At 41.1% G+C, this 16,149-nt stretch carries 13 protein-coding genes and 2 riboswitches; of the genes, 5 read left to right on the forward strand and 8 right to left on the reverse strand.

The window, feature by feature from the left end:
- Window positions 1–21: 21 nt before the first annotated feature.
- The 3 genes from V7K84_RS21060 to V7K84_RS21070 all read right to left on the reverse strand — a co-directional run bounded on the left by V7K84_RS21060 (window position 22) and on the right by V7K84_RS21070 (window position 4,241).
- Window positions 22–372 carry a hypothetical protein gene (locus V7K84_RS21060; protein WP_334840878.1) on the reverse strand — a complete coding sequence of 117 codons (351 nt, stop codon included), beginning with the start codon at window positions 370–372 and terminating at the stop codon, window positions 22–24.
- Window positions 373–544: 172 nt separating this feature from the next.
- Window positions 545–817 carry a hypothetical protein gene (locus tag V7K84_RS21065; protein ID WP_094350424.1) on the reverse strand — a complete coding sequence of 91 codons (273 nt, stop codon included), beginning with the start codon at window positions 815–817 and terminating at the stop codon, window positions 545–547.
- 307 nt (window positions 818–1,124) lie between these two features.
- Window positions 1,125–4,241, reverse strand: coding sequence for an MFS transporter (locus V7K84_RS21070; protein ID WP_334840880.1), 3,117 nt, complete (start codon window positions 4,239–4,241; stop codon window positions 1,125–1,127).
- Between the two features lie 733 nt (window positions 4,242–4,974).
- On the opposite strand from V7K84_RS21070, the gene V7K84_RS21075 reads away from it, so the two are divergent.
- Both V7K84_RS21075 and V7K84_RS21080 read left to right on the forward strand, forming a co-directional pair.
- Window positions 4,975–5,187 carry a high light inducible protein gene (locus V7K84_RS21075; RefSeq protein ID WP_334840881.1) on the forward strand — a complete coding sequence of 71 codons (213 nt, stop codon included), beginning with the start codon at window positions 4,975–4,977 and terminating at the stop codon, window positions 5,185–5,187.
- A 43-nt stretch (window positions 5,188–5,230) separates the two neighbouring features.
- Window positions 5,231–5,443 carry a high light inducible protein gene (locus V7K84_RS21080; RefSeq protein WP_322692597.1) on the forward strand — a complete coding sequence of 71 codons (213 nt, stop codon included), beginning with the start codon at window positions 5,231–5,233 and terminating at the stop codon, window positions 5,441–5,443.
- A gap of 472 nt (window positions 5,444–5,915) precedes the next feature.
- On the opposite strand, the gene V7K84_RS21085 is transcribed toward V7K84_RS21080, so the two are convergent.
- The 4 genes from V7K84_RS21085 to ntrB all read right to left on the reverse strand — a co-directional run bounded on the left by V7K84_RS21085 (window position 5,916) and on the right by ntrB (window position 10,176).
- A complete protein-coding gene (locus V7K84_RS21085) occupies window positions 5,916–6,536 on the reverse strand; it encodes a universal stress protein (RefSeq protein ID WP_334840949.1) in 621 nt (206 codons plus the stop codon).
- Between the two features lie 192 nt (window positions 6,537–6,728).
- A riboswitch (cyclic di-AMP (ydaO/yuaA leader) is annotated at window positions 6,729–6,891 on the reverse strand.
- A gap of 16 nt (window positions 6,892–6,907) precedes the next feature.
- Window positions 6,908–7,744: an ABC transporter ATP-binding protein gene (locus V7K84_RS21090; protein WP_334840951.1), complete on the reverse strand. Its 837-nt coding sequence runs from the start codon at window positions 7,742–7,744 to the stop codon at window positions 6,908–6,910.
- 50 nt (window positions 7,745–7,794) lie between these two features.
- The gene (locus V7K84_RS21095) at window positions 7,795–9,237 is read right to left on the reverse strand and encodes an ABC transporter substrate-binding protein (RefSeq protein WP_334840884.1); all 1,443 of its coding nucleotides are present in this window, start codon (window positions 9,235–9,237) and stop codon (window positions 7,795–7,797) included.
- Window positions 9,238–9,324: 87 nt separating this feature from the next.
- Window positions 9,325–10,176, reverse strand: coding sequence for a nitrate ABC transporter permease (ntrB, locus tag V7K84_RS21100; protein WP_334840885.1), 852 nt, complete (start codon window positions 10,174–10,176; stop codon window positions 9,325–9,327).
- 96 nt (window positions 10,177–10,272) lie between these two features.
- Window positions 10,273–10,499, reverse strand: a riboswitch (cyclic di-AMP (ydaO/yuaA leader).
- A 437-nt stretch (window positions 10,500–10,936) separates the two neighbouring features.
- Between ntrB and V7K84_RS21105 the strand changes: the two genes are divergently transcribed.
- On the forward strand, window positions 10,937–12,124 hold the full coding sequence (locus V7K84_RS21105; protein ID WP_334840887.1) for a sensor histidine kinase: 1,188 nt from the start codon (window positions 10,937–10,939) through the stop codon (window positions 12,122–12,124).
- A 163-nt stretch (window positions 12,125–12,287) separates the two neighbouring features.
- On the opposite strand, the gene V7K84_RS21110 is transcribed toward V7K84_RS21105, so the two are convergent.
- A complete protein-coding gene (locus V7K84_RS21110; RefSeq protein WP_334840889.1) occupies window positions 12,288–13,598 on the reverse strand; it encodes an aminopeptidase P N-terminal domain-containing protein in 1,311 nt (436 codons plus the stop codon).
- 395 nt (window positions 13,599–13,993) lie between these two features.
- Here V7K84_RS21110 and V7K84_RS21115 point away from each other — a divergent pair, with 395 nt between their 5' ends.
- Window positions 13,994–14,461, forward strand: a complete 468-nt coding sequence (locus tag V7K84_RS21115; protein WP_334840891.1) for an NUDIX hydrolase — start codon at window positions 13,994–13,996, stop codon at window positions 14,459–14,461.
- A 412-nt stretch (window positions 14,462–14,873) separates the two neighbouring features.
- The gene (locus V7K84_RS21120) at window positions 14,874–16,115 is read left to right on the forward strand and encodes an FG-GAP repeat domain-containing protein (protein WP_334840893.1); all 1,242 of its coding nucleotides are present in this window, start codon (window positions 14,874–14,876) and stop codon (window positions 16,113–16,115) included.
- Window positions 16,116–16,149: the final 34 nt, after the last annotated feature.

The raw sequence follows: 16,149 nt of genomic DNA on the forward strand, positions 1-16,149 counted from the left end.
TTGTTAGCCTCTATTTAGATATTAAACTCTGACATTTACATAACGAGCAGGAACTCTAACTTTAACCCACCTGTTACCGCGTCGTACTGTTTCCCAATGTGCAGGAATTAACTTTCGTTGATATCGAACGACAACAGGTCTACGCACAAAAGCAGCTCTATGAACATTGGGTCTAACAATGATTTCTGCTGCTGATGCTTGTGACGGCAAGGAGGAAATTGCAAATGGGAGAGCAAGTAATGTAGCTAATAAAATACGTTTCATGTTCAAATCTCCATCAATTAATTTTTTGAGTTTTATACAGCATTTATCAATAATTTGTGAACAGATATTCTTACCTGTTAACTTTACAGGAAGTTTTGTTTGTTGCACGAGTTAATTGATTTGCTGTATTGCTCTGAGTTTAAAATACTAAATCAGAAAACACAGTGGAATAAAGTCATAACTTCAGTATGACTTTATTCACATTTGGAACTTTGGACAAAAAAAAGGAGTTGAGAAACTCCTTTTTTGTTAGTATTATTTGTTACTTAATTATTTAGTTTTACTGAATTTTATATACAATCATAGCAATCAATACGGCAAGACCTAGCGCTCTGCGAAAATAATTAACGCCTTGAAATAGCTCCATCCACGCCCAAGTAAACAAGGCGCCATTTGCCAAAAAGTCTAATACTGTATTGATTTTACCACTGGTAAAAACTAGGGTTAGCAAACTAGCTACTATCCAAAGAATCAGTGGTGGGTTTGGCATTTCAGCCAAAACAATTTTGCCATTGCTGTCACGGAAGGTTTTATCAACTAATGTATTTTCCATTGTTTGAGATTGCTACTTAGGTAATAGTTATTAACTTGCAAAAATTACGGAGCGATTTATTGATTATAGGCTGAGGTTTGATTGCAAGTTATTTAATAATATTAGAACATTAAAGCAATTCTATTTTCACCCATCTAATTGCTGAGATTAGATCGGTAAAGGATATTCATATATAACTATATTGAAAGACATACTTTCACACACAAAATTCGCCAATACGTGTTTCTTTATTTACTTTCTTCTCTACATCCTTAAAATAGAAAAGCCTCCCAGAGTGGGAGGCTGAAAAGTTAGCGGAGACAACTTGTTAAACTACAGCGATCGCTCCTCCTAATGCAGAGAAAATCGCGGAGACGAATGCTGTGGCAAACAGCCACCACGCTGCTGTAGCTGCGGCTTTGCGGGTTTCTTCTGCTTGCCGCTGTGCTTGATGCTTTACCTGTTCTAGCCGGCGTTGGGCTTCGTGCTGTATGCGTTCTGCACGTTGCAATACTGTGTTGCGCGCCCGTTCAATTTGGTCGATGATCCGGTTGGCATCTGCTTCGGAGATGTCCTCACGAGAACTCATAATTGCCACTAGGGTATCACGGTCAAAGGAGGACAGGCGATCGCGCAGGGCATCGAAACCAGCCTGGGGATCGTCAAAAACTGTGCGAATATCGCGCTTAATACTATCATAGTTAAGTTCTGGGCGATCCAGGGAGTTGAGATAGTTACGAATGCGGGCGAAAACCCCATCAATTGCATCTTGAATGCCCCGTTGAATGCTTCGTACTTGTTCGACAAATTGATCCCTTACGGACACCATATTATCGGCAATCCGTGCTGCTTCTTCATCAGAAATATCTTCCCGAATTTTTAGCAGGGCAATGATGGTATCACGGTCAAACTGGGAAAGGCGATCGCCAAAACTTTCTACTCCAACTCGCGGATCGTGCAACAATAATTGCAAGTCGCGTTTGATACCTTCAGGATTGAGTTCTTCTTTACCTGTTTGGCGCAGATAGTCTTCCAGATAAGCTTTGAATGTTTCTGCTCTTTGTTGTGTACGGCTAGCTAGGCGACGAGGCGCACGCACAAAGTTACGAATCGAAGTTTGGGTGGAATCAATGATTTCATTGACTTGTTCTTCACTCAAGTCTTGGCGTTGACTGAGCAATTTCACTAGTGTATCCCGGTCTACCTGCGACAAGCGACGGCGCAGTGCGACGGCTCCCTCTTTGGGATTTTCAAACAATCTGGTCAAATCTCGCTGAATACCTTCAGGATTGAGTTCTTGTTTACCAGTATTTCGGAGATAATCTGCGATCGTTGTCGTCACAGAATCGTATTGCTCTTTAGCTTTCTCGACTACAGCTTGGGGTGTGTGGCGAATACTGTACCACGACTCTTCAGTAGTATTGATAATTTGATTAACTTGATCTTCACTCAAATCTTCCCGTTGACTCAACAATTGCACTAAGGTATCGCGGTCAAAGCGAGACAAGCGTGCCCGAATTGAGCTAATTCCAGCTTGCGGATCTTCTAGTAGCTTTTTGAAGTCGGCGCGGATGCCATCAGGATTCAGTTCTGATTTGCCGGTGTTACGCAGATATGATTCTACATTTAGCCACAGGGTTTCTGCTTGATATTGTGCCTGTTCTGCTAGTCCTTTGGATTCTACCAAGACGCGATCGCGTTGTTTTTCCAACTCATCGACAATGCTATCTACTTCATATAACTGGACATCATTACGTTGTAGCAGTATCTGCCGAATTTCTTGGCGGTCAAGGTGTGCTAGTCGCAATGTCAGGGTTTCATAATCTGCCTCTGAGTCTTCCAACAGTGGTTTAAAATTCTGCTCAATGCCTTCGGCTGTCAAATCTGCCTTGGGAGTAACGAGCAGATAACTTTCTACTGCGCGTTGCAAGTCTTGGACGATATCTCTTTCTTCAATAGCTCTGACTGTTACTAGCACTTCTTGGCGGACAGTTTCTAGCTGATTGGCAATGCGCTGAATTTGACCTTGAGTCAGCAATCCCCGTTGTTGCAGAATTTTGACGAAATCATTGCGGGATAGTCGTTCTAGTTCCCTACGGACGATTCCAGGGTCGGCGGCTGGATCGTAGATGACATCATGAAATTCCTGGGCAATTCTTTCTGGACTCAGTTGCCAAGCATAAGTATTGTACAGATAGTTTTCAACATCAGACCGAATTGGGCTATAGGGTTGTGATGGTGTTGGCAAGCCTAACTTATCCGCTTGTTGGGTGACTTTATCTTTAGCGCTAGTAAGACTACCCAAGATTTTTTCCACATCCAAATCAGACAAATCTGTGCGTCCCAACACAATGCCGGTTAAAGCAGATAATCCTTGCTGGAGTGTACTTTGAATTGGCCCGGTAGCAGTTTTTTGGTCAGATTCTTTGGAACCACCCTTTTCTGCTAATAACCGTTCCAACTTGGCGTTGAGTTCGTCTGTTTTGCTTTGTCCTGGTGGAAGTGATTTCAGATAATCCATCAACTCACCCAAACGGTCTTCGGTGGGTGGTTGCTGACTTACCACTTGCTGCCAAACTTTATACAAGGTATCAGCAATGCGGCTAACGTCTTTTTTGGAAAGATCGGTGCGGCTGCTGACTAACTCGATAAACTTTTGGCGGTCGATGTTGCGGATATCTGGAGTCCCAGCGATCGCTTTTAGTTGCGGATCGTTGAGTAAATTTTCAAAATCACTCCGAATCTTTGACACATCAAGTTCTGGAGGACGGATCTTTTCTAAGTAATCTTCAATGTTTTCCCGGATACTTACGGGGTCAATGGCGCTTCCTAGTTCTCGACGGACAGCGGCGGCGGCGGCTTCAGCTGTGGCTACCACTTGGCTATTGACAGCTTTGGCACCTAGTGCGGCAGTAGCAGTCCCCATAATCGCCTGAAAGCCAGATGTTGCCGTATTGACAACTGAGCCAATTAAGGAGCCTACGGTGGTGGAACTTACCCAAACTAGGAGCAAAAAGTAAGCACCCCAAATCACCAAACCGAGAATCGCTCCCAATCCCCGATCTGAGATTACAAGGCTCAATTTTACTGCTAGATAAGAAGCAATTAATAAGGCGACAGTCACAGTGATTAATGTCCAAATCCCCACTGCTGTGCCGATTTTGCGAATGCTGCCGCCCAAACTTCCGACTTCCCCATTATTATCTGAATCCGAATCAGATGAGTGCCCCAGGTAGGAAATACCGGCTGCAAGGGAGAGATTAGTTAGAACTAATTGGAAAGCAAAGGCAAGAATCACCCCGGAGATTAAAGCCACAAAAAAGCGCGGTCCAGAAATGAGAACTGATGCCTGTTCTGGCGTGACGTTTGAGGATTCTACTGGAACCTGTGCTAACCACAATAGTGGTTTGTAGAGTCCCACCATGATTTCCGTACTTTGGAACATTGTATTTCCTTCTTCTAAGGTTTAAATTTGGGGAATAAAGAATTTCTTGAGAAGTAACTCTTAGTATTTATTATGTTTGTACCTATGGCAATACCTAACTCTTTAGATCAGAATCGTAGAATTTAGCTGTTTAAAGCATCTCTCCAAGGGCTGAAAGCTCTATCCAGCGGAAGATATAACTTTTATTATCTCTTGGTAACGATCTTAATCCAAGTGCCACTTATTATTAATTATGCTAGCTAATTTTTAATTTCTAATTGCTTATTTTTAGCGTTTGATTTTCTTTAAATTATACTTCGTCGTTGATAAATTTACATTTATTTACATATTTATTTTTGTTACCCTCTCAAGGTGTATTTATCTAAAAAAATACGTTTCTGATAATCGTCCAGAAGAAGTGCCTGTGGTTTGTACCCACAGACAGAAATAAGTCTAGTTATAAACAGCTACATTAAAGTTAACAAATGAATGGTTAAGGATAAACAAACAAATGGCAACTCGTTCCTCCAGAGACCTGTCACTATTTCTAACAGAATGAAATCGCAAAGATCGCAATGAGATTCTGTTTAGCCTAACTCCTCAAACCAAAATTTGGAACTGTTTGCAATGATTGGCTTTATTGCCTATTTGCTTTAGGATTTAGCTGGTTATAGCGTTGTTCATGACGTTTTACGCATAGTTGGCTACTAGAAACATTAAACATTTGAAAAATCGCTATATATTGGAGAAAAAGATGGCAACTCAAGAAACTCGTTCTTCTACTGATTTACCAGCTGTTGCACCAGAATACAACGGCATAGACCGCAATGCATTTCTGTTTGGCTGGACACCTCAAGCGGAAATTTGGAATGGTCGCTTGGCAGCTATTGGCTTTCTAGCTTATTTGCTTTGGGATTTAGCTGGTTATAGCGTTGTTCGTGACGTTTTACGCATAGTTGGCTACTAGAAACATTAAACACTTGAAAAATTGTTAGATATTGGAGAAAAAAATGGCAACTCAAGAAACTCGTTCTTCTACTGATTTACCAGCTGTTGCACCAGAATACAACGGCATAGACCGCAATGCATTTTTGTTTGGCTGGACACCTCAAGCGGAAATTTGGAATGGTCGCTTGGCAGCTATTGGCTTTCTTGCCTATTTGCTTTGGGATTTAGCTGGTTATAGCGTTCTGCGCGATGTTTTACATCTGATTGGCTACTAGTCGTCTGTCAAAAACATTATGACAGGTTAAGATATTTTTGTAGTAAGTACTTAAGTGCTTATAGCGCTTCTCATTCAGAGACACTACAACATTGCACCAATTTGGCAAATTTACCAAGATTGTTAATTCGTAGGTTGGGTTGAGGAACAAAACCCAACCTACAGATTTTTATTTATTTTTTAGCCTTAGAGGTTATTTGAAAAGTGGTTGGCTGTGATTTTGGGCACTAACTGATCCCCCCTAGCCCCCCTTAAAAAGGGGGATTTAGGGGGATCTAGAACGTTTTCTTACTGAGATGAAAACTTTTCAAACATCCTCTTAGCACTATTGCATTGGCTTCTATAAATGCTTGCCAGTTTTCCACGTACTACCTCTCAAAGTTTATTTATTGAGTAGCAAAAAAGTCACCTGCTTGTAAGTGACTTTTTTACGATCAAAATTTGATACAAATTACTGAAATTTCCAACAGCAATTATTCCTCAATACAACTGGGAATGCCTAAAACGGCACAGGGAAAATTAGAACCTAGAGCTTCAATCATTGGATGATTGACAGAGTTGCAACCTAAAAATAGAATATCGGCACTTTCTGATTCAACAACTTTGTTAAGTTCTGTGGAAATGGAGCCAAACCGTAAATGAGATTTGAAAGAACCCTGCCATTCTTCAGCCAGACTCCGGGCTTGCCAGAGAATTATATCTGCTTGTTGTAGAGGAGCGATCGCTGTCTGTAATTTAGGTTGAGTTAGTACCTGTGTCACAGACTTCGATCCTTCACTGACTTCACATTCTAATGAAGACTGTTGTTGGGGAAAGCTTAAGATATTTGGATACTGATTGGTTTGATTATCTTCTACTACATAAACGGCTTGAACTGTAACTTCTGTATTGGTGGCCAAACGCGTTTGATGGGCAATCCAAAATGCAATATCTAATGCCGTATGACTGTTGGGAGATGCGTCATAAGCAACAATTAGATTAATTGTTTTCGCCTTTTGAGGTTTTTTAGAAAAAGGTTTGTTTGGTTCTGGCAACAGTACCATTTGTTCAATTAAGTCATCTCGACCTGTGGCACTTTGCAGACGTGCTAACATTGGCTTGATTTGCACAGCTTTACTTCTCCTAATGAAATGAATTAGCAATGAGAAGCAGGGCGACCAATTTGAGATTTTGGACTTATGCTACGCTCAGTCGAAGGATTTTAGATTGAGTGACGATAACCAAAATTTCAAATCTTAAATCAGTCAAGGAAACCCCAATAATAACTGTATTACAGCCAAAGTCTTGGGGGTTCCTTCCATTGCCTACGGAGTTAGCTGACGGGCTAAGACTGGAAGGTGTCTCTCTTTTAGAAGTGCTGTTAGCCGCTCTCTGCAAGATTAGCCCCAAACATTGGTTCCTCCGTTCCAAATCCAGCTTTCATGAATTTGAATTAGGCTACCCACTAAAAAAATGATAATCTAATTTACTCGTCTTGGGCAAAATATCGATCCAGGAAATTTAAGGCGTGGTTGCGGAGTTCAAAATACTCTTTTGAGTTTCGCATAGCGGCGCGATCGCGTGGATGCTCAAAAGGAACTTCTAAAATCTCCCCGATATTAGCAGCTGGGCCATTGGTCATCAAAACGATGCGATCGGACATATAAATTGCTTCGTCTACATCGTGGGTAATCATCATCACTGCTTGACGATTATTTTCCCAAATATCCAATACCTGCCGCTGCAATTTGCCACGAGTTAGTGCATCTAGTGCCCCAAAAGGTTCATCCATTAGCAACATTTTGGGACGAATTGCTAATGCTCTGGCAATACCTACTCGTTGTTTCATACCTCCAGAAATTTCATCGGGATATTTGTCAGCCGCCGCCGTCAAGTTTACCATTGCCAAGTGTTGATTTACAATGCTAATTTTCTCGGCACGATTAGCATTTTTTAGCACTTCATCTACGGCTAAACGGATATTTTCTCGTACTGTTAACCAAGGTAACAGCGAATAGTTCTGAAATACCATCATCCTTTCGGCTCCCGGCTGACGAATTTCTTTCCCATCTAGCCTGACTGAGCCGGAAGTTGCTTTTTCTAAACCAGCTACTATCTTTAGTAGAGTTGATTTTCCACAACCAGAGTGACCAATTACAGAAATATACTCATCTTCACCAATCGTTAGATTAACTCCATCTAAAACGACAAAATTCTCTTTATCAGGTGTCGGATAAGACTTGACTAAATTTTCAATTTCTAAAAATCCAGGGCGGGGCAGAACTTTGTTCTGAGTATTAATCGGTAATGAGGTATATTCCATCATCAAAGGCTCCGCAAATAATTTAGTCAATCAATATTTGGAATTGGGATTTAAGACATGAAAAAGCGAGTGGGAGCGTTAGCCCTGATGGCAAAACTATTCAGATAACCCACAGGATCGCTGGGGTCGAAGCCTTTCTTATCTATAAATACTTCTGGTGGTTCGACCTTGTAATCATCCTTGGGACATTTGATGCCCATTTCTGATGCTATCTCCCGATATAAATCTGTTCTCCAGCCAAGTTCTGCTAATTTCTCGGCATTTTTGGGGAATTCATGAATTTGTCCCCACCGCGCTGCTTGTGTCATTAACCAGATGCTTCTGGATCTCCATAAGAATGTGGAGTGTTCTCCTGGCTGTTTGGGAAGGTTGTCAGGAATATCGAAGAAAATCGTGGTGTCAGCAGCTTTGATGGTGCGGTCTTTGCCGTCAAAGCCGCCATAGTTATAGTTGCCGAGAATTCCCGGACTTGTAAATTTCGCGATTGGGGTATCTTTCTTTTTGGGTCTAGCACCTGTAAAGGAACGTTCTGTAAGTAGTTCGGCAACTTCTTGGCGGTTTTCTACTTTGCTGCAATACTGACAGGCTTCAATCATCGCCTTGACGAGGGAACGATAGGTTTTGGGATATTTGTCAATGAAAGATTCCATCACCCCTAACAAACGATCTGGGTGTCCCAACCAGACTTCTTTACCTTGTGCGAAGGTAAAGCCGATGTTTTCGTTACCTGTTATTGCTCGTGTATTCCAGGGTTCTGCAACCATATAAGCTTGCATGGCACCAATCCGCACGTTTGTTACCATTTGGGGAGGCGGAACGATGATGATCCGAAATTCTTTAAGCGGATCGACACCGGCAGCGGCGGATAAGTAGCGGATAAAGTATTCGTAAATGGCGGAACTTAATACTACTGCCCAAACTCTGTTTTCTGGCGGTTGCTTGTCAAAGTAGCCTCGAAAATCGCGCCCAAAGGCTTCTAGCGCGCTATCACCATATTTTTCTTGATACTCGTACCACGGACGCAGCCCAAAATCCCACATGGCTTTGTTCATCGTCATGGCGTTACCGTGGCGATGGATGGTCATGGCTGCACATAAGGGGGCATGGCGTGCGCCTTCGGCACCAATTCTGGCGTTGGTGACGGCACCGGAGACTACGGGCGAAGCATCCAGACGACCAAATATTAAACCGTCGCGGGAAGTCGCCCAACTGGCTTCGCGGTTGAGTGTGACGTTCAAACCATATTTGCGGAAGAAGCCTTTTTTCCAAGCGATCGCAAATGGCGCACAATCATTAACAGGAACGTAACCAACTGTAAGATCGGCTTTTTCTAAGTCGCCGCTTTTAACTACTGGTTGCACAGCTAAAGCTTCTTCAGTTAGTCCTTTAGCCGATCTATCTCCTGAAATCCCACAGGAAGACAGCGCCATTCCCGCCGTTGTTGCTCCTATTCCCTTGATAATATCTCGTCGAGTCCAGTTATTATCACCCATTTTTGTAGCTCCATTGGTGATTAATTGCTCACGCTACAAGCGCAGAGTCACGTTACATCTTGCTGTTTTGATAGCAGGCTAATTTTGTTAGTTGGAAGTTTTAGGGCGATGGGTTACTAATTCTTCGATTTTGCCCACAGCGTAATCTAGGATTAATCCAGTTAAGCCAATTATGAACACAGCTAAAAAGACCGAACTCAGATTCAAGCGGCTCCATTCATCCCAAACAAAAAAGCCGATACCAATACCGCCTGTAAGCATTTCTACGGCAACAATTACTAGCCAAGCTATCCCTAAACTAATTCGTAAACCTGTAAAAATATACGGCAAACTTGCAGGCCAAATTATTTTTGTAATCCGTCGCCAACGTGGCATCTCCAACACTCGTGCCACGTCTAAATAATCTTGGGAAACGCTAGCAACTCCTAAGGCGGTATTAATAATTGTTGGCCATAAGGAGGTAATAAAGATGACAAAAATAGCTGAAGGATCTGCTAAGTTGAAAATTGCTAAAGCGATGGGTAGCCAAGCTAGGGGCGATACTGGTTTAAAAATTTGCACGATCGGATTAAGCGCTAGCATTGCCGGTCTGGACATCCCAATTAGAAACCCCAGAGGAATCGCTACTACCGCACCCAACAAAAAGCCTATTAATACCCGGCGCAGACTTGCTATCAACAACCAACCAATTCCTAAGTTGCCTGGGCCTCGCTGATAGAAGGGATTTAAAATGTAGTCTAAATTAGCGATTAGCGCTTCTGGTGGAGTGGGCATCAATTCATGGTTGGCAAGTGCAACAATCCACCACAGCACAATTATTCCCAAGAAACCCAACACAGGTAGAAAGAAAACATCCTTGACAATTACAGGTTCTGTTTTTTTCCAAGCAGCTTGTCCAGCGATCGCCGCGATCGCTGCTAAGTTTAGTTGAAATATCATTTACGACCTCAACAGATTTAAGTGCGGGTACAAAAAATTGAGCAGTACCAGCCTTGGAAACCGATGAGATCGGAACATTATAAAAATGCCGTCTCTTCAGTCTCCTCTCAATGCCTACGAAGTTAGCTGACGGGCTAGGGCTGAGAGATGCCCTTCTGTAGAAAGTTATGAGTTATGAGTTATGAGTTATGAGTTACTAAATTTTATTTAATTCCTAACTCCTCACTCTCAAATCCTCACTTTCTATGAGATACGCCCCACAATTTGGTTCCTCCGCTCCAACATCACGCACTGCGATCTGTTGGATTAGGCTGACTTACTCTAAGTAAATACTAAATTATGCGTATTATAACATTGATATAGATAATCTAACATAGATACTTCAGTAAAAGTATCTGTTTTATAATGACTATTGTATATTTTATTACTTAATCAACTACCTATCCTAACTTTTCGCTAATCCAGAAAATGGATAATTTTGGTTATCTTGTGAATTAAATCCTTGCACAGTCAGCTAAAAAATTTTGGCAATCAAATCATAAGGCTGTTAACTGCAAGATTTCGATTGATGGTATTAAGATACATATTATACTTTTTAAGCATTGTGTACGGATACCCATTTCACCAACAACAGAATCTGTAAAATCTATTTCTTTTGGTAGGTGAAAGATATTACTAATTTTGGTAAAACACGACTCTAGTCGTTAAACTATTTGCATATGGAACTTTACTCATCTATCTCCTAGCTGAATTTAACATAATGGATTTTAGTCAACTCTTGGCTGAAAAAAAGGACACCATCCTTGATAAATGGATTTTAGCAGTTCGCAAGGATAGACGGATTGAAAGTGCTGATGACCTATCTTATACAGGAGTAAAGGATCACATTCCTGATGTTTTGAAAGCTATGGTGACAGTGCTTTCAAAATCTCAAGAGAATGATATTCAATCAATGGTTACTGCCAGTTTTCAGCATGGAGCGATTCGAGCCGAACAAGGTTTTGATCCAGCAGAAATTGCTAGAGAATATCATCTGCTGCGAACAGTAATATTTGATACTCTACAAGCAGATTTATTAAAGGGAATCCCCTCAGAGATAATTCGTTCCATGCGTTTGATTGACGCTATTTTAGACGAAGCGATCGCTCGATGTTTCAAGAGTTATGTTGAGGAACGCTTGCGGGAATTACAGAAGTTGCAAGCATCACTAACGCTCCATAATGAAGAACTCACGCGGCTAGTTAGCGCTAATCAAGAGTATCTTTCCCAATTAGCCCACGAATTGAAACATCCTTTAACTTCCATTATTGGTTATTCGGATCTATTTTTACGCCAACAACGACGAAAGACTGAGATCAAAGACAGCTTTACCAATCTAGAACATATTGAACGCGTACTACGCAATGGTAGACAGTTACTTCATCTAATTAATGATGTACTAGAACTTTCGCGCTATGACGCCGGACAGATAAAACTCCAATTAGCACCTGCCGATGTGCGTGAATTAATCGGTAATGTGTGTGAAATGTTGGAACCTTTAGCTGCGGGAAAAAATTTACAAATCGTAGTCGATTGCGATCGCATCCCTGAAAAGTTAATCACAGATTGTTTTCAGTTGCAACAAATTGTTACAAATCTTATTAGTAATGCGATTCGTTATACAGAGTCGGGGACTATTATTATTATGTGTCAGGTGTTGGAGAAGCAAAGATGGGCGATCGCAGTTTCTGACACTGGAGTTGGCATTGCACCCGAAAACCAAGCCCAGATATTTGAACCCTACTTTCGGGTGAGTTCTAGCGATCGCCCCTATCTTCCTGATAGTACAGGATTGGGATTAGCGATCGTCTCGCGTTTAGTAAAACTATTGCAAGGTCAAATTAATCTAGCTTCACAGGTAGGCGTTGGTTCTACTTTCACCACAATTTTTCCTTTAGTGGAGTTTTAAAAGTATTGGGCGACTAGAAGTCACGACTACACAAGTAAAGTCCACCTCCGTGGACTAATACAAAATAAAGGGTTTTAAACCCACGGAGGTGGGTTTTGTCTGTATAGCCGCGATTTCAATCGTCGGGGCTTTTCTTAGGGATGATGTCTACCATCACCATTTTTTATCTTTCGATTTCATCTATTTCTTTGGGAACCCCCGCAGTTAACACCTCATGTCCCCCAGGTGTAACTAACACATCATCCTCAATCCGAATACCGATCCCAACCCATCGAGGATCGGTCTGTGGCTGGTCTTCTGCTAGTTTAGTATCTGGCACAATATATAGTCCCGGTTCCACTGTCAAAATTTGACCCGGTTGTAAAATCTGTGGTTTGTCTTCACCATGCTGATAAACACCGACATCATGGACATCTAAACCTAACCAATGACTGGTGCGGTGCATATAATATGGCTTATATTTCTCTTCTTCAATTAACTTATCAATTTCACCTTTGAGAATGCCAAGTTCGACTAAACCTTCTGTGAGAACGCGCACTGCTGTATCATGAACTAATTTGAAGGGATTACCTGGTTGGACTTGAGCGATCGCTTGTTTTTGCGCCTCCAAAACAATCTCATACAGTGTCTTTTGTTCTGGCGTAAATTTACCCCCGACGGGAAATGTTCGGGTAATATCCGAGTTGTAATAACCATAAGCACAACCGGCGTCAATTAGCAGTAATTCTCCATCCTGCATTTGACGATTATTCTCAATGTAATGGAGTACGCAAGCATTTACACCAGAAGCCACAATGGAAGGATAAGCTGGCCCCATTCCACCCCGCACTCGAAAAATGCGTTCCATCTCCGCTTGAATTTCATACTCATAACGTCCTGGTGCAGCAATTTCTTGGGCATAATTGTGTGCTTCAGTGGCGATCGCAGCTGCTTGACGCATCAATTCCAACTCAGCTTCGCTTTTGATCAATCTCATGCTGCTGAGGACAGGGCCAGTATCTTCAATAGCGATCGGCCCTGTACCGCGCTTCGGATAAGTTCGCAGTAAACTTTGGTAATGTTTGATGATTTGATCGTTAAAATTGCGATCGCGTCCTAAATGATAGTAAATCCGGCTGGCTTTTTCTAAATACTGCGGCAATTTTTCATCTAACTCGCTAATCGGGTAAGCTTCATCAGCACCATAAATTTCCTTGGCTGCATCTACCCCACAAAGATAACCAGTCCATACTTCCTTTTCGCGATCCTTCGGTTGGACAAACAGCACAAATCGATGTTCTGAATGATGTGGCACTAACACTGCTACTGCTTGTGGCTCATTAAAACCAGTCAAGTAAAAAAAATCACTTTCTTGGCGATAAACATACTCGACATCATTGTGCATCACTGCCATTGGCGCACTGCGAAAAATGGCTGTTCCATCACCAATTTTTGCCATTAACTGTTCGCGACGCTGCCGATATTCTGCTTGCATAGTTGATGTACTTTTAAAATGTATTGTATTATTTGACACTCTTATCAACTAACAGATGCACAGATCGTGCCTCTTAATAGTTGCTAATCTAAGTTATTCTAACCAATATTTGTTTCCACTTAAGTTATACAGCAGAATACAGAATTCAGGAGTAAAACACGTTTTATACCTGGCTAACAGACTTAGCTGGTTTACCTCACCAACTTGAAATCTGCTGTAAATTATTGTAGAAGAATCAATTATCACAAAAGACTCAGTTTTCCTCCTTTTTAAACAATTTGGAAATCTTGTTGTTATCAAATATTTTAGGATATTCATGAAGTTAAATAAGTTTTAAACGCTTATTTTATACAAATTTTGAGATTTTAGAAATTTAACAACATACAGTAAAAAATATGTCTACTCAACGCCTAATAAAAAAAGCGATCGCTTACGTAAGCAACAAAGATGAATTAATGGTGTTTACACATACTGATTTTCCTGAAGGTGGCGTGCAAGTACCTGCTGGTACAGTTGAAGAAAGTGAGGAGCCATCTGAAGCTGTACTGCGGGAAATTTATGAAGAATCTGGTGTTAAGGGAGTTCGTATTCTTGAGTTCTTGGGTATTTATCAATACAATATGACTCCCTATCGGAATGAAATTCAAGAACGTTATGTTTATCATCTCGAATTAACTCAGTCTACACCATCTACTTGGCGGCATTGGGAAATATATCCAAGTACCAGCAAAAACCCTATAGCCTTCGATTTTTATTGGGTTAAATTAGATAGCTCAAATTTAGGACTAGCCGGTGGTCAAGGTTATTTTTTATCTAAGCTTGTTCACAAAATAAAAAATAGTCAAGATTCAGCTATTACTTAAGAAAGTGCCAACAAAACAAAGGTAAGATTATACAAAATATCTTAGAAATAATGTAGCGATCGCTTCTATCTTAATTAAGTCTGTCTAATTAAACATAAAATAAATTTCTGGTTCGTAGGTAGATTTTTGATACAATCTTCAAATGTCAAAGAATATAGATAAAATAATCATTTTTTATCTATAAACAATCATATATAAGTTACAAAAAAATATTTCATAATTGCTTACATAGAACTTGAAATTTTTAGAAAAATAGTTTAAAAGAAACAAATATTTATTTTAAAAGAGTGACATTAATAAAGAAAAAATAGTTATAAAGAAATCTTGAAAACCAAGTAAATGTTATTTCGTTACAGAAAGAGATTGCCAAAAAACGTTAAAAAAATATGACACCCAATAATAAAAATTCCCCATGCCTGAAAACTCAAATTCCTCACCCTTAGCTTTGAATACATCTCGATTAGCATCAGATTCTTTTGCAAAATCACAAATCTTGGCAGATTCTTTTAAGAGTTTAAATTATGATTTGGGGTTTGGAAATAAGAGTTCTTTTCTAGCACTAGAAAGTCAATCGCCAACTGCGCCTGTTAAAATATCAGCAAATCCCAATCCTAATCCTTACTTAACTAGTGCGGCGATTACTCCTGACTTTAACGGTGATGGTAAAACAGACAAAGTTTGGGTCAATTCTTCAACAGGTGAGATTATCATTCGGTTGATGGATGGAACAACAGTTGTCGAACAGGGTTCTTTGGGTCAATATGACCTATCCGCCTATGATTACAAAATTGCTGACTTCAATGCTGATGGCAAAACCGACTTCTTATTACGCAATAAGACAACTGGTGAGAATAGCGTTGTCCTGATGGATGGCACCAAAGTTGGTAGTGCGGCTGCTTTAAGTAGCGTCGATCCAGCCTGGAGTCCTCAGATTGGAGATTTCAACGGCGATCGCAAAACCGATATCTTCTGGCATAATACAACCACCGGTGAGAACGCTATTTGGGAGATGGATGGCACCACAGTTCTGAATGCAACTGTTTTAGACACTACAGACGCAGCCTATACTCCTACCATTGTTGATTTCGACGGCAATGGCAAGAGTGACATCTTCTGGCGCAATCAGACAACTGGCGATAACGTCGCTTGGTTTATGGATGGTACGCAAAAGACTGACTTTGCCCTACAATCACAAGATGCCGCCTGGACTGCTAACCTTGGTGATTTCAACGGCGACTTTAAGACAGACATTCTGTGGAGAAACGCTCAAACAGGTGAGAACAAGGTTTGGACGATGAATGGCATCTTAGTCACAGAAGGTGCTTTGGGTACACTTGACTCATCCTGGACTTCTAAAATTGGCGATTTCAATGGCGATGGCAAGACCGATATCTTCTGGCACAATGGCGCAACTGGTGAAAACACCGCTTGGTTGATGGATGGTACAACAGTTGCAACTGAAGCTTTCTTACCGGCTAATAACGCGGCCTTGACACCATCCCTTGGTGATTTCAACGGCGATGGCAAGACTGATATCTACTGGCGCGATCAGACAGCAGGTACAGACAACATTTGGACTATAAATGAAACGACAGCAGTTGAGACTCCCATCAGCGACGCAGATAAGCTGACCGGAGAGTGGTATACGTTCTAGAAGCTGAAGTTAGAAGATGGAGGCAGGAGTCATT

Origin of the sequence: Nostoc sp. (genome assembly GCF_036917315.1) — a bacterium.
Taxonomy (GTDB): Bacteria; Cyanobacteriota; Cyanobacteriia; order Cyanobacteriales; family Nostocaceae; genus Nostoc.

Coding starts and splice junctions, on each gene's coding strand:
- V7K84_RS21120 (WP_334840893.1), top strand. CDS start 14,874: ATGCCTGAAAACTCAAATTCCTCACCCTTAGCTTTGAATACATCTCGA.
- V7K84_RS21070 (WP_334840880.1), bottom strand. CDS start 4,241: ATGTTCCAAAGTACGGAAATCATGGTGGGACTCTACAAACCACTATTG.
- V7K84_RS21110 (WP_334840889.1), bottom strand. CDS start 13,598: ATGCAAGCAGAATATCGGCAGCGTCGCGAACAGTTAATGGCAAAAATT.
- V7K84_RS21095 (WP_334840884.1), bottom strand. CDS start 9,237: ATGGGTGATAATAACTGGACTCGACGAGATATTATCAAGGGAATAGGA.
- V7K84_RS21105 (WP_334840887.1), top strand. CDS start 10,937: ATGGATTTTAGTCAACTCTTGGCTGAAAAAAAGGACACCATCCTTGAT.
- V7K84_RS21090 (WP_334840951.1), bottom strand. CDS start 7,744: ATGGAATATACCTCATTACCGATTAATACTCAGAACAAAGTTCTGCCC.
- V7K84_RS21080 (WP_322692597.1), top strand. CDS start 5,231: ATGGCAACTCAAGAAACTCGTTCTTCTACTGATTTACCAGCTGTTGCA.
- ntrB (WP_334840885.1), bottom strand. CDS start 10,176: ATGATATTTCAACTAAACTTAGCAGCGATCGCGGCGATCGCTGGACAA.
- V7K84_RS21065 (WP_094350424.1), bottom strand. CDS start 817: ATGGAAAATACATTAGTTGATAAAACCTTCCGTGACAGCAATGGCAAA.
- V7K84_RS21115 (WP_334840891.1), top strand. CDS start 13,994: ATGTCTACTCAACGCCTAATAAAAAAAGCGATCGCTTACGTAAGCAAC.
- V7K84_RS21085 (WP_334840949.1), bottom strand. CDS start 6,536: ATGTTAGCACGTCTGCAAAGTGCCACAGGTCGAGATGACTTAATTGAA.
- V7K84_RS21075 (WP_334840881.1), top strand. CDS start 4,975: ATGGCAACTCAAGAAACTCGTTCTTCTACTGATTTACCAGCTGTTGCA.